This window comes from Streptomyces iranensis, from assembly GCF_017874715.1.
Taxonomy (GTDB): Bacteria; Actinomycetota; Actinomycetes; order Streptomycetales; family Streptomycetaceae; genus Streptomyces; species Streptomyces iranensis.
Window position 1 is genome coordinate 142,843 of the sequence record NZ_JAGGLR010000011.1, and the last position, 13,170, is coordinate 156,012.

Below are 13,170 nucleotides of genomic sequence, written 5' to 3' on the forward strand. Positions count from 1 at the left end.
CTGTCGAGCGCAGATAAGGCCGGTACTCCTACCGGCCCAGCGCGGTGGAGCGGGACCCACCGAGACGGTCAGCCGACCGTGGCGGGAATCCCCGGCCATCAGGCCGGGGAGCGGAAGTCAATTGCTCACCTTGACGGAGAACCAGTCCACGCTCATCCCCGCACCGGAGGTGGTGTCCGCCGCCGGTGAGGTGCAGCCGCAGACCTTGTTCGGGTAAGAGCCGCCGACCGCGACGTTGAAGATGGCGAAGAACCCGTGGTCCACCGCCTTCTTCCAGGTCTCGGCGGACACCTGGTTCTGCTTCACCGTGAAGGTTTCCTTGCCGTCGCGGTAGAAGTGCAGCTGTTCGGCGGAGGTGTCGGTGCGATCCACGATCACGGAGTACGTGTGGTAGTCGGTCTGACAGCCGTCGCACGGCAGCAGATCGCTGCTGATCCCGTCCGGGTCGTGGCACTCGCCGGCCCACTCACCGCAGTGGAAGGTGTTCGAGTGCTTGCTCAGCCCGTTGACGTCCTCCATGATGTCCAGCTCGCCGATGCTCGGCCAGTTGGTGGCTCCGACCGGGCGGGCGTCGGCGCCCATGGCCCAGAAGGCGGGCCAAATGCCGAGGGCCTTCTCCGGGTTGGGCTGCTTGAGGGAAGCGCTGATCTCCAGTTGCCCACCGGCGGGCGCCTCGAAGTCGGTGCGCTGGGTCTCCACGCGGCCGGAGGTCCACTTCCCGGAACCGTCACGGATCGGCTTGATCACCATATGACCGTCACCGTCGTGGTAGACGTTGTCGGTCGAGTCCGTGACCGACTCGATCTCGCCGGTGCCCCAGTTCGCGGCGCCGCCCGGATAGCCGGTGCCGATGTCATACAGCCAGTCGTCCTTGTTCAGACCGGTGCCCGCCGCGCCGTCGAAGTCGTCCTGGAAGACGGTGGTCCATTCGGCCTTGGGCGCGGACTCGCCCGCGGCGGCGGTGTTCGAGGACACCGTGAGAGCCAGCAGTCCGGTCAATGGAAGCGACAAGGCGGCCACGAAGGCCAGAACGCGTCGTCGGCGGCGGCGGGGTTTGGCCTCCGCCGTCGTATCTGAGGAAGTGATCCTGAACATGTGGGGGGCTGCTTTCGTTGAAGGAATAGCGGTGACGGGATGTGCGAGCCCCCGTAGCCCGCTCCTGGCGTGGGGTGATGGGAGATCGGGCTACGGGAACTCGGGCACAGTGGGCAGAGCGAGCGCCGACGGAGTCGAGAGAGCGCTCACACGGAATGACTGTCTTGGACCCTGCCCTTGTCGGTCAAGAGTCGTGCTGGATTCACTAGTTGAACCAAAGCCCTCGGCTTGACCGCATCGCCGCGGAAGTATCGATCGCCCCACTTCAGAGTTGGAGGCATGGCTTGGGTGCCGGCACCCGCGCTCGCCAAGTCTTGACGGCGCGCCGCGGCTCAGTTCAGCGTGTGCGTCCGCGGGGTTTAAGGGGTACCGAGGGGAGTTCGGGGGCGGGGAGCGGGCTGCCGTCGTAGCCGTGCACCGTGCCGAAGCGGGAGCCCGACGCCCAGTCTTCGCGAGCCTGTGCGATGTCGTCCTGGGACCGCCCGATGAAGTTCCACCACATGACGATCTCCTCCTCGAACGGAGTGCCGCCGAGCAGGATTGTCCGCGCCGGAGCGTCCGACTCGTTCACCAGCGTCAGAGCGTTGACGCCGGGGTGGACATGGCCCAGGTCGGCCGGGTGCAGCAGGGTGTCGGCCAGGCGGACCTCCCCGCTGTCCACGAGCAGGCCGTGCTCGAAGCCGGCGTCCACGGCGAGGGTGATCGCCGCCCGCGGTTCAAGGGTGATCTGGGCGCCGAGCAGCGGAGTGAACGTCCGCACCGGGGAGAGGTCTCCGGCGAGCGAGCCCAGGAAGACCCTGATCTCGGCCCCGTCGACCCGCACGGGTTCGGGTACGTAGTGCTGGAAGTCCCGCCCGGTGTTCCGATGCGCCTCGGGCAGTGCCACCCATAGCTGGACGCCGTGGAGGACGGTGGTGCCCGCGGTGGAAACCTCCGAGTGACTGATGCCGTATCCGCCTGTCATGAGGTTCAGCTCACCGGGCCGGACGAAGGCGTGGCTGCCTAGGCTGTCGCGGTGTTCGATCTCCCCGCTGAACAGCCAGCTCACCGTCTGCAGACCGGTGTGCGGATGCGGGGCGACGTCCATGCCGCCGGTCGCCGCGACGTCGTCCGGACCGTAGTGATCGGCGAAGCACCAGGCTCCGATCAGCGTCCGAGCCCGCTGCGGCAGCGTCCGCCGCACGGACATCGCCCGCGGTCCGCCCAGGGGCACCTCCCGGGCGGGGAACACCTCGACCCGAGGTGCCTCGTCCGGCCGCCCGCCGCGGACCTGTGCCCCGCAGCTCACTTCCGCAGGCTCGTCGGCTTCCACGTTGCTCACCGAGGCCACCTCCCACGCAATCTAGTTACGGATTCAACTATCATGCCATGGGTACAGGACGAAGCCCATCACGAGTACATCGTGAGTGCGGTCCTCGCGCTGGCCGAGGCGGTGGCCGAGCTGCTGGTCACGAGGCGCTGGTCACGAGCTGCCGGTCACGAGGCCGCGCCGGTCAGGGCGAGGAATTCGCTGCGCGAGCGGGCGTCGGAACGCAGCAGGCCGAGCAGGGTGGAGGTCATGGTGCTCGATCCGGTGGCCTGGACCCCGCGCAGGGTCATACAGGAGTGCTCGGCCTCGATCACCACACCGACGCCCTTGGGCTCCAGATGGGTCTGGAGCCAGTCGGCTACCTGCTTGGTCAGGCGTTCCTGGACCTGTGGGCGGCAGGCGAAGTGCTCGACGACACGGGCCAGCTTCGACAGGCCCAGGATGCGGCCGCCGGGCAGATAGCCGACGTGCGCGGTGCCGACGAACGGCAGCAGATGGTGTTCGCACACCGACCGGACGGGGATGCGGCGGGCCAGGACGAGCTCGTCGTAACCCTCGTCATTCGGGAAGGTGGTCAGGTCGAAGGGGCGCGGGCTGAACAGTTCGGCATACGCGCGGGCCATCCGGCCCGGTGTGCCGCGCAGGCTCTCCGACGAGGTGGAGATACCCAGGGCGTTGAGGAACTGGCCGGCCGCGGCTTCCGCGGCGGCCAGGTCGATGTCGCCGGACTCATGGACCACCCGCAGAGTGGGGCCCGCGGGTGCCGGCTCCTCCGGGGCGTCCGGGTGTATTCGGGCGGTGGCGCGGGGCGCGAGCTCGGTCATGTCAGCTGCCACCGATGCCCGGAGCCGTGGGCGGGACGAGGACGTTGTCCATGGAGAACTCCCGAGATGAGCATGTCGAAGGCAGCCGGACACTCCTGGCTCCTCCCAAATGAGTTTCGCCAATGAATCTTGGTCTTATTGAGGTGGCGCGTCAAGCCACGCAGTGCAGAGAGCCGAAAGGGCGCTTGTGCCTATGTGAGTGGGAGTTATCGTGCTCTGGTGGCTTCTGACTCGACTCCGCCGGCCGACGCGGTCAATACCGCCATCGACTCCGTCAGCGTCCTGAGCGAGGACTCGCGGCGGCGCATGTTCGTCTTCATCCGGCGTGCCGGCCGTGCGGTGACCCGTGACGAGGCCGCCGCGAGCGTCGGCATCTCCCGCAAGCTGGCCGCCTTCCACCTCGACAAGCTCGTCGACGCCGGCCTGCTGCGCGCCCGCTATGAAACGCCCGGCGGGATCCGCAAGGTCGGCAGACGGCCGAAGGTGTACGAACCCACCGACGCTCAGATCACGGTCAGCATCCCCGAGCGGCGCCATGAACTCCTGGCGGACCTTCTCCTGGATGCCGTCCTCACCGAGGAGGCCGACGAAAACGCCGCGCAGGCGGCGGTGCGGGCGGCCGAGCGGCGCGGCCGGCGGATGGGCGAGGCCGCGCGGGACGAGACCCGCCCCGGCCGCCTGGGCCCCGAGCGCGGGCTGACCGTCTGTGAGCGCCTGCTGGACGAGTACGGCTACGAACCCGTCCGGGAAGCCCCCACCGAGCTCCGGCTGCGCAACTGCCCGTTCCACCCGCTGACCGCGAAGGCCCCCGACTTGGTGTGCGGCATGAACCATGCCTTCCTCGCCGGTTACGTCAACGGCCTTGAGGTCAACGGGGTCCAGGCCGTGCTGGCTCCCGAGCCCGGGGAATGCTGTGTGCGGCTGGGCCCGAGCGACACCGATCGCGATGACGAGGGCGGCCCACTGGCCCGGTCAATGATCGGCGGGGCCGGCGGGCGGCGGCCGGCTTCACCGGCAGGGTGATCCCTCGGAGAGACCTGGGTGCCTGGGTGCCTGAGTGCCTGGGGCCTGGGGCCTGCGTGCCTGGAACAGGCGGTTGGCGGATTCGTCGGCCCGTCGCACTGGCCGTCTCCGTCGGGCTGGGAACGCACGCCCAGCTCCGGCGAGGCGTTGGCCGAGGACGACGCGGTGCCGGCCGACGTGGCCAGGTATGGCCGAATCAGAGGCGGCTCCTGGACGAGGGCTGGACGTCCGGTGGACACGGCCGCGCCGGGCCCTCGTCAGGGCACCTCCGGCGCGCGGTACTCGCTCATCGCGTCGATGAGCCAGCGCGCCAGATGGTCGGCGAACGAGGATCGCGGGAGGAGCCGGTACGTCGGTGCGTCGTCGAGCTGCCAGAGCAGCACCGGGACGGGCCCCACCGCGGTCGACACCGCCCGGCCGGGGCCGAAGGCCCGGGGGTGCAGGTCCGGCCGGCAGCCCTTTTCCAGCACCTGGCGGGCGGCCGGGCCGCTCAGCTCCAGCGTGGTGCGGTTCGCCGAGACGTCCACCACCGAGCCCGGGTCTCCCGCGAGCGCCTGCCGCAACTCGGCGGTGTCGATGGGCTCTTCGGACAGTACGAGCCACTCGTCGGGGCCGAGCCAGGCGACCGTGTGGGGGCCGGACGCGGTGGTGTGGCCGCACGCTCGCGGGAGTGGTGCCCCCAGGGTCTTCTCCACGCGGTCGGCCGTTTCGGAAGCGGGATCGAGGCGCAGGTTCACCATGGAGATGAACGGCCGCTCGGCCAGCGTGACACCGCGGGCGCCGGTGACGGCGGCCGCGCGCATCCGGTCCGCCAGATGTGCCAGGGGGCTGGTGCGCAGCGCCACCGGGCTCGCGTCGGTCGGCTCAGCCATCTCGCTTGGTCCCTTCGGGGTCGTAGAGCACGGGTTCGGTGACCTGGACGGGGACGAGGTCGTCGCCGACGGGGGCGAGGAGCGTGTCCCCGACGCGGTCCCGGCCGGCCGCGACCAGGGCGAGGGCGAACGGACGGCCCAGCGCCTGGCTGTGGTAGCTGGAGGTGACATGGCCGAGCATCGGCACCGGCCCGGCCTCGGGGGTGACGGGCACGTTCGGCGCGATGAGCTGGGTGCCCTCGGGCAGCCGGGTGCTGCGATCGCTCGGCAGCAGGCCGACCAGGTGCTTGCGGTCGGAGCGGGAGGTGTCGGGGCGGGAGTAGGAGCGCTTGCCGATGAAGTCCTTCTGCTTGGAGACCACCCAGGACATGCCCGCGTCCCTGGGGGTGACGGTGCCGTCGGTGTCCTGGCCGACGATGATGTAGCCCTTCTCGGCCCGCAGGACGTGCATGGTCTCGGTGCCGTACGGGGTGATGTCGTACGGTCGGCCTACCGCGTACACCTCCTCCCAGACCGCCAGGCCGTACCACGCCGAGACATTGATCTCGTAGGCCAGTTCGCCGGAGAAGGAGATCCGGCAGATACGCGCCGGGATACCGGAGGCCAGGGTGGTCTCGCGGAGGGCCATGAAGGGGAAGGCCTCGTTCGACAGGTCGACGTCGGGGGCGAGATGGGCGACCACCTCGCGCGACTGCGGGCCGACGACGGCGATCGTCGCCCACTGCTCGGTCACCGAGGTGCAGTGGACGTCGAGCTCGGGCCACTCGGTCTGCAGCCACTCCTCCAGCCAGTCCAGGACTCCGGCGGCGCCGCCGGTCGTGGTGGTCATGAAGTAGCGGTTCTCCTCGAGGCGCAGCGTGACGCCGTCGTCGAAGATCATGCCGTCGGGCTTGCACATCACGCCGTAGCGGGCCATGCCGGGCCTCAGCTTCTTGAAGCCGTTGGTGTAGACGCGGCCCAGGAACTCCCCGGCGTCTCTGCCCCAGATCTCGATCTTGCCGAGGGTGGAGGCGTCCATGAAGGCCACCCCCTCACGGGCCGCGCGGCACTCGCGGGCCACGGCCGAATCCATGTCCTCGCCGGGCCGGGGGTAGTACCAGGGGCGTTTCCACTGCCCGACGTCCTCGAACACCGCCCCCTGTGCGACATGCCAGCCGTGAATGGAGGTCATGCGCTCCGGGTCGAACAGCTCACCGCGCTCCCGCCCGGCGAGGGCCGCGAAGGCCACCGGCGTGTACGGCGCCCGGTAGGCCGTGGTGCCGATCTCTCCGGGGGACGCGCCCGCGCCGAGGACTTCGGCGATGACACCGATCGCGTTGACGCCGGAGGTCTTGCCCTGGTCGTTCGCCGTGCCGAGCGAGGTGTAGCGCTTGACGTGCTCGACACCGCGCATGCCCGAGCCGGTGGACCGCCGGACGTCGGCGACGGTGGCATCGCGCTGCAGGTCGACGAAGTGGGTGTGCCAGCCGCCGGGATCGCCCTCGGGGGCGGGCACCAGCCACAGTGCGCGGATCGGGCCGCCTCCGGGCCGGGCCTCGTCCGGCGACGGCAGGGGGACCGGGAACCCGGCGTCCGTCGCGGCCCGGGCACCGGCCCGCGCCCCCTCGGCCAGACAGCCGTCGAGGTCGTACGTCCCCCGGGCCGCACCGACGACCCGCTGGTCCCGTACGGTGCCGTCGGGCACGAACGCGACCAGGTCCTCGTCCCAGCGCAGCCTGCCCTGGCGCTGGCTGTGCAGGTGCACCACCGGGCTCCACCCGCCCGAGACGGCGAGCAGGTCGCAGTCGAACGACTCCGGGCCGCCGGTGAGTCGACCCTCCTCGTCGAGGGCCTGGACGGTGACGCCGGTGAGCCGGCCGCCGCCCGCGGTGTCGACCACCGCACCGCCCGTCAGCACCCGTACCCCGGTCGCCGTGGCGACCTCGGCGGCCCGGCGGGACAGCTCGGGACGGGCGTCCACGACGGCGGCGATGTCGATCCCGGCGGCGTGGAGATCGGCGACCGTGTCATAGGCGCTGTCGTTGGTCGTGCTCACCACGGCCCGCGAGCCGGGGGCCACGGCGTATCGATTCACGTACGAGCCCACGGCCGCGGCGAGCATCACCCCGGGCCGGTCGTTCCCCGCGAAGACCAGCGGACGCTCGTGGGCGCCGGTCGCCAGGACCACCTGGCGGGCCCGGATGTGCCACAGCCGCTGGCGCGAGACGCCCTCGGAGGGATCGGGCGCGTCGGCTCCGAGGTGATCGGTGCGCCGTTGCACGGCCAGTACATAGTTGTCGTCGTAGGAGCCGAACGCAGAGGTGCGGTGCAGCACGACGGCCTCCGGGGCGGCGTCGAGCGCCGCGCGGACCTCGGCGACCCAGTCGAGGGCGGTCTGCGCGCCGACCCTCTCGGCGCGCCCGGAGAGCAGCGAACCACCGGGCTCCGGCTGGTCGTCGAGGAGGATCACACGGGCGCCGGAGCCCGTGGCAGCGGCGGCGGCCGCGAGCCCGGCCGGTCCGGCGCCGATGACCAGGACGTCGGTGTGGACGTACTTCTTGTCGTAGACGGCGGGGTCGGGAGTGGGGTCGAGCCGCCCCATCCCCGAAAGCGTCCTGGCGGACAGCCCGTCGTACAGCTCGGCCGTCGTCGCCGGAAGCATGCCCTCCGAGCATGAACCGCCGAGCTGCACCAGGGCGTTGGGCTCCTCGACGCCTGCGGCGACGATGCCGCGCGGGCGGCCGCGGTAGATCGACGGGGCGACCTCGACGACCCCGTTCGCCAGCATCGCGGAGGCCACGGTGTCCCCGGGGTGGCCGGTCAGTTCACGCCCGTCGACGGTGAACCGCAGTACGGTGCCGCGCTCGATACGGCCCCCTTGCCGGAGCCGACAGTGCTGGTCGGGCTGGTCGGGCCGGCGAGGCTGGTCGGTCATCGGTTTCCTCCGGCCTGGGGCAGTTCGGGGCGGGGCGCGTCGAGCCGGTAGGAGGCCAGCACCTCGTAGCTGACGGTGTCGCGCAGGACGTTGAACCAGCGGCGGCAGCCGGTGCTGTGCGTCCACCGCTCGGCGAAGGGGCCCTTGGGGTTGTCCCGGTAGAAGACGTACGCGGCCCACTGCTCGTCGTCGAGGTCGGCGGGGCGCTCGGGGTAGGGGACATGGGCCTGTCCCCCGTAGTGGTACTCGGCCTCGTCGCGAGGACCGCACCATGGGCAGGTGATCAGCAGCACGGTGTCCTTCTCTCAGCGGGCTCTCAGCGGGCTCTCGGCGGCCTCTCAGTGGGCGCTCAGGCGGTGCTCAGCCGGTTCTCAGTGGGCCACGGCCGCGGCGCCGTGTTCGTCGATCAACGCGCCCGTCGCGAAGCGTTCGAGGGCGAAGGGGGCGTTCAGCGGATGCGGCTCGCCCGTGGCGATGGTGTGCGCGAAGGTCCAGCCGGCGGCCGGGGTGGCCTTGAACCCGCCGGTGCCCCAGCCGCAGTTGACGTAGAGGTTCTCGACGGGGGTGGTGCCGATGACGGGGGAGGCGTCCGGGGTGACGTCGACGATGCCGCCCCAGGTCCGCAGCACATGCGCGCGGGCGAAGACCGGGAACAGCTCGACGGCCGCGGCCATCTGCTGCTCGATGACGTGGAAGGAGCCGCGCTGCCCGTAGCCGTTGTACGAGTCGACGCCCGCGCCCAGCACGAGTTCGCCCTTGTGTGCCTGGGAGACGTAGACGTGTACATGGTTCGACATGACCACGGTCGGGTGGACCGGCTCGTGCAGTTCGGAGACCAGCGCCTGGAGCGGGTGGGACTGCACCGGCAGCCGGAAACCGGCCAGCTCGGCCAGCACACTGCTGTGCCCGGCGGCCGCGAGTCCGACCCGGCCGGCGCGGATGCGGCCACGGCTGGTCTCGACGCCCACCACCCGGTCGCCGTCCTTGACGAAGCCGGTGACCTCGCACCCCTGGATCAGGTCCACACCCATGGCGTCGGCCCGGCGCGCCAGCGCCCACGCGACATGGTCGTGCTTGGCGATACCGGCCCGCGGCTGGAAGGTGGCGCCGAGGACCGGATACCGGGTGCGGGGCGAGACGTTGAGGATGGGGCAGACCTCGGCGACCTCGTCCGGCGTCAGCCACTGGGCGTCCACGCCGTTGAGGCGGTTGGCGCCCACCCGGCGCACGCCCTCGCGGACGTCCTGAAGGGTGTGCGCGAGGTTGAGGACGCCGCGCTGGCTGAACAGGAAGTCGTAGTCCAGCTCATCCGGCAGCCCCTCCCAGAGCTTGAGCGCGTGCTCGTAGATCGCCGCGCTCTCGTCCCACAGGTAGTTGGAGCGGATGATCGTGGTGTTGCGCGCCATGTTGCCGCCGGCCAGCCAGCCCTTCTCCAGGACGGCGACGTTGGTGATGCCGTGGTTCCGGGCCAGGTAGTAGGCGGTGGCCAGGCCGTGGCCGCCCGCGCCGACGATGACGACGTCGTACGAGGGGCGCGGCTCGGGGTTGCGCCAGAGGAAGTCCGGGTGCTCCGGCAGCGGCTGGGAGGTCATGCCGCGTCTCCGTTCAGGCGGGGGTAGAGGGGGAAGGCGGAGGCGAGCTTCCCGACCCGGTCGCGCAGCAGGCCCGCGCGCTCGTCGTCGAGCCGCTCGTCCTTCAGGGCCTGGGCGATGATGTCGGCGACCTCGCGGAACTCGGCCTCGCCGAAGCCGCGGGTGGCCAGGGCCGGAGTGCCGATCCGCAGTCCCGAGGAGACCATCGGCGGGCGGGGGTCGAACGGCACCGCGTTGCGGTTGACCGTGATGCCGACGCGGTGCAGCCGGTCCTCCGCCTGTTGCCCGTCGAGCGTGGAATTGCGCAGGTCGACCAGGACCAGATGGACCTCGGTGCCGCCGGTCAGCACCGTGATCCCGGCCTCGGCCACATCGTCGGCCAGCAGCCGCCCGGCGAGGATGCGGGCGCCGTCCAGGGTGCGCCGCTGGCGCTCCTTGAACTCCTTGCCCGCCGCCACCTTGAAGGCCACTGCCTTCGCCGCGATGACATGCTCCAGCGGGCCGCCCTGCTGGCCGGGGAAGACCGCCGAGTTGATCTTCTTGGCCAGGTCGGCACGGCTGAGGATCACCCCGCCGCGCGGGCCGCCGAGGGTCTTGTGCGTGGTGGTCGTCACGACGTCGGCGTACGGCACCGGGTTGGGGTGGAGGCCCGCGGCCACCAGCCCGGCGAAGTGCGCCATGTCCACCATCAGATACGCGCCCACCGCGTCGGCGATCCGGCGGAACGCGGCGAAGTCCAGCCGGCGGGGGTAGGCCGACCAGCCCGCGACGATCATCTTGGGCCGGTGTGCGAGCGCGAGCCGCTCGACCTCGTCCATGTCGATGCGCAGATCGGACTCGCGCACGTGGTACGGCACGACGTCGTACAGCTTGCCGGAGAAGTTGATCTTCATGCCGTGGGTCAGATGGCCGCCGTGCGCGAGGTCGAGGCCGAGGATGGTGTCGCCGGGGGAGAGCAGGGCGAACATCGCGGCGGCGTTGGCCTGGGCGCCCGAGTGCGGCTGGACGTTCGCCGCCTCGGCGCCGAAGAGCTCCTTCACCCGGTCGATGGCGATCTGCTCGACCACGTCGACGTGTTCACAGCCGCCGTAGTAGCGGCGGCCGGGGTAGCCCTCGGCGTATTTGTTGGTCAGGACCGAGCCCTGGGCCTCCATGACCGCCGACGGAGCGAAGTTCTCCGAGGCGATCATTTCGAGGGTGGACTGCTGGCGGCGCAGCTCGGCCTCCACCGCGGCGGCGACGTCCGGGTCGAGTTCGCTGAGCGGGAGGGCGAGCGGGGAGGCGACTGCGCTGGTCGACTGGTTGATTGCCATCTGTCCACCATCCTGAGAGCCAACTAATGGGCAACTGATATATCAGCCTCTGCGGTAAGGTATGAGAGCTCGCGAGACAGGTCAAGGGGGCATTTCATGCAGCAGGTGGCGACCGAACCCGCGGGCGAGGAGCTGTCCCTCGCCGAGCGCGCCTATCGCGCCATCCGCGACCGGCTCGTCATGCTCGAGATCCGCCCCGGCGCGCCGATCAACGAGGACCAGCTGGCGCAGTCCCTCGGTGTCGGCCGCACGCCGGTGCGCGAGGCACTCAAGCGGCTCCAGTACGAGCGCCTGATCACGACCTACCCCCGGCGCGGCACCTTCGCCACCGAGGTCAACATCACCGACCTGGCCCATATCTCCGAGGTGCGCCAGGAGTTGGAGCCCCTGGCCGCCGCCCTGGCCGCGCGGCGCGCCACGGCCGCGGACCGTGCGACCCTGACGGCCGCCCTGCGGGAGCTGGAGGGCGCGGATTCACCTCAGCGCGACGCCGCCGAGCTGATGCGCCTGGACCTCCAGGTCCACCGCGCGATCTACGCCGCCACGCACAACCCGTACCTGGAGGACACGCTCGTCCGCCACGACAACCTGGCGACCCGCATCTGGTGCCTGTTCATCGACCGTCTGTCCGACATGGCCGGTCACATCGGAGAGCACGGGCCGTTGATCGAGGCGGTCGTCGCCGGTGACCCCGACAAGGCGGCACAGCTCGCCCACAGCCATGTCGAGGGCTTCGAACGGGCGATTCGCGCCGCCATCTGAGTCGGGGGGCGAGCGTCGGCTTGAGCCGGGGGCCGAGCGTTCGCGGCGTCCGCGGCGTCCGCGGCGTCCGTCAAGCATGGCGACCCGGCGGATGAGCGGCGCTCCGAGCCTGGCGCGCAGCGCGTAGAGGCCGAGGACGTCCTTGGCCGTGACGGCGGGGACGGGGGCGCGCCGCCCGGGAGCGGGTCGAGTATGCCCTCCTCGGCAAGCGCCCGCAGCCCCGCGCGGAGGAAGCGGTACGGCGGGCCAACGACGTCCCGCTCGGCCCACCAAGCACTGATGCACCACTACGGGCGCTGATCCTGTCCGGGCCGAGACGTCAGGGGTGGCTGGTCAGATAGCCGCCCATGGAGGTGAAGTACTCCGTGGCGCCCATCTCGCGGCCGTCCTCGGTCCGTACGCGCGTGATGGCCAGACCGTGGTTGCGGCCGGTGCGGGCGTCGGCTCCGGCGACGATCGCCACGCCGTCGCCCTCGCGGTAGAAGACGCGGCCGGGAGTGCCGCCGTACCGGCCCTGGGAGACGACCGCGGCCAGGATTTCGAGGCGCTTGCCCTTGTGGAAGGTGTAGGTGCTGGGGTACGGCTCGGACTGGGCCCGGACCAGGCGTTCGAGGTCCTCCGCCGGCCAGGTCCAGTCGATGCGGCTGTCCTCGATGGACCGCTTGTGGAAGAAGCTCGCCTGGGACCGGTCCTGCTTGGTGAACTCCGTCTGCCCGGCGGCGATGAGGCCGAGCGCGCCGATGGTGACCGGGGAGATGAGGTCGACGGTCTTGTGGAAGAGGTCGGTGGCGGTGTCCGTCGGTCCGACCGGAACCGCCTCCTGCCGGACGATGTCGCCGGCGTCGAGTTCGTCGTTCATCATGTGCGCGGTGACGCCCACTTCGGGCTCGCCGTTGATCAGGGCCCAGATCAGCGGGGAGAAGCCGGCGTACTTCGGCAGCAGGGCGTCGTGGACGTTCAACGTGCCGTGGCGCGGCAGGCGGAAGATGCGCGGAGGGATCCACGTCCGCCAGTTGTTCGCCACGATGATGTCCGGGTCGACCTCCTTGAGGCGCTCGAACAGCTCGTCGTCGTCAGGGCGGTTGCGGAGCAGCACCGGGACGCCGTGCTCTTCGGCGAGTTCGGCGACGGAGTCACTCCAGATCTTCTCGTACGCGTGCTCGCTCTTGGGGTGCGTCACGACCAGTACCACGTCGTGTTCGGAGTCCAGGAGGGCTTGCAGGGTGCGGTGCCCCCAGGTCTGGTAGCCGAACATGACGACCCGCATGGGGTTCCTCCTCGAAGCAGGGGATGGCCGAGCAGCAAGTAAAGCAAGGCTTACCTTAGCCTGCAACGGGCCCATCTGATCTTTCAGTTGGCGAGTACGGATGGTCGGGCGGCGCTATCGACAGTCTCATGGGTTTAGCTTAGGCTCACCTAAGTTGTCGCCATGTCGCTCCGTCGGCGTGGCCACCGCGACTTCCCCA

Annotated in this window: 11 protein-coding genes; 2 read left to right on the forward strand and 9 right to left on the reverse strand. The window is 70.5% G+C overall.

Going from position 1 to position 13,170, the window contains the following annotated elements; genetic code table 11:
- Positions 1-117: 117 nt before the first annotated feature.
- The 3 genes from J2Z30_RS21285 to folE form a co-directional block, all read right to left on the reverse strand.
- Positions 118-1,095, reverse strand: a complete 978-nt coding sequence (locus J2Z30_RS21285) for a glycoside hydrolase family 16 protein (protein WP_044566860.1) — start codon at positions 1,093-1,095, stop codon at positions 118-120.
- Positions 1,096-1,432: 337 nt separating this feature from the next.
- On the reverse strand, positions 1,433-2,416 hold the full coding sequence (locus J2Z30_RS21290) for a pirin family protein (RefSeq protein WP_044580699.1): 984 nt from the start codon (positions 2,414-2,416) through the stop codon (positions 1,433-1,435).
- 155 nt (positions 2,417-2,571) lie between these two features.
- Entirely contained in the window at positions 2,572-3,228 is a 657-nt protein-coding gene (gene folE, locus J2Z30_RS21295; RefSeq protein WP_078956396.1) for a GTP cyclohydrolase I FolE, read from the reverse strand.
- Between the two features lie 219 nt (positions 3,229-3,447).
- Here folE and J2Z30_RS21300 point away from each other — a divergent pair, with 219 nt between their 5' ends.
- The gene (locus J2Z30_RS21300; RefSeq protein WP_044566857.1) at positions 3,448-4,251 is read left to right on the forward strand and encodes a helix-turn-helix transcriptional regulator; all 804 of its coding nucleotides are present in this window, start codon (positions 3,448-3,450) and stop codon (positions 4,249-4,251) included.
- A 257-nt stretch (positions 4,252-4,508) separates the two neighbouring features.
- Here J2Z30_RS21300 and J2Z30_RS21305 read toward each other — a convergent pair whose 3' ends face one another.
- The 5 genes from J2Z30_RS21305 to glyA form a co-directional block, all read right to left on the reverse strand.
- Positions 4,509-5,123 (reverse strand): sarcosine oxidase subunit gamma, encoded by a 615-nt coding sequence (locus J2Z30_RS21305; protein ID WP_044566854.1) that lies wholly within the window; start codon positions 5,121-5,123, stop codon positions 4,509-4,511.
- Positions 5,116-8,037: a sarcosine oxidase subunit alpha family protein gene (locus tag J2Z30_RS21310; RefSeq protein WP_044566852.1), complete on the reverse strand. Its 2,922-nt coding sequence runs from the start codon at positions 8,035-8,037 to the stop codon at positions 5,116-5,118. Before J2Z30_RS21310 ends, J2Z30_RS21305 begins: the two co-directional genes overlap by 8 nt.
- Positions 8,034-8,330: a sarcosine oxidase subunit delta gene (locus tag J2Z30_RS21315; protein WP_020865506.1), complete on the reverse strand. Its 297-nt coding sequence runs from the start codon at positions 8,328-8,330 to the stop codon at positions 8,034-8,036. The genes J2Z30_RS21310 and J2Z30_RS21315 overlap by 4 nt, the downstream gene beginning before the upstream one ends.
- Positions 8,331-8,408: 78 nt before the next feature.
- Positions 8,409-9,629, reverse strand: coding sequence for a sarcosine oxidase subunit beta family protein (locus tag J2Z30_RS21320; protein WP_044566849.1), 1,221 nt, complete (start codon positions 9,627-9,629; stop codon positions 8,409-8,411).
- Complete coding sequence (gene glyA, locus J2Z30_RS21325; RefSeq protein WP_044566847.1) at positions 9,626-10,942, reverse strand: serine hydroxymethyltransferase; 1,317 nt, start codon at positions 10,940-10,942, stop codon at positions 9,626-9,628. The genes J2Z30_RS21320 and glyA overlap by 4 nt, the downstream gene beginning before the upstream one ends.
- 96 nt (positions 10,943-11,038) lie before the next feature.
- Between glyA and J2Z30_RS21330 the strand changes: the two genes are divergently transcribed.
- A complete protein-coding gene (locus tag J2Z30_RS21330; RefSeq protein ID WP_044566844.1) occupies positions 11,039-11,704 on the forward strand; it encodes a GntR family transcriptional regulator in 666 nt (221 codons plus the stop codon).
- Positions 11,705-12,023: 319 nt separating this feature from the next.
- On the opposite strand, the gene J2Z30_RS21335 is transcribed toward J2Z30_RS21330, so the two are convergent.
- The gene (locus J2Z30_RS21335) at positions 12,024-12,971 is read right to left on the reverse strand and encodes a methionyl-tRNA formyltransferase (RefSeq protein ID WP_044566842.1); all 948 of its coding nucleotides are present in this window, start codon (positions 12,969-12,971) and stop codon (positions 12,024-12,026) included.
- Between the last annotated feature and the right edge of the window lie 199 nt (positions 12,972-13,170).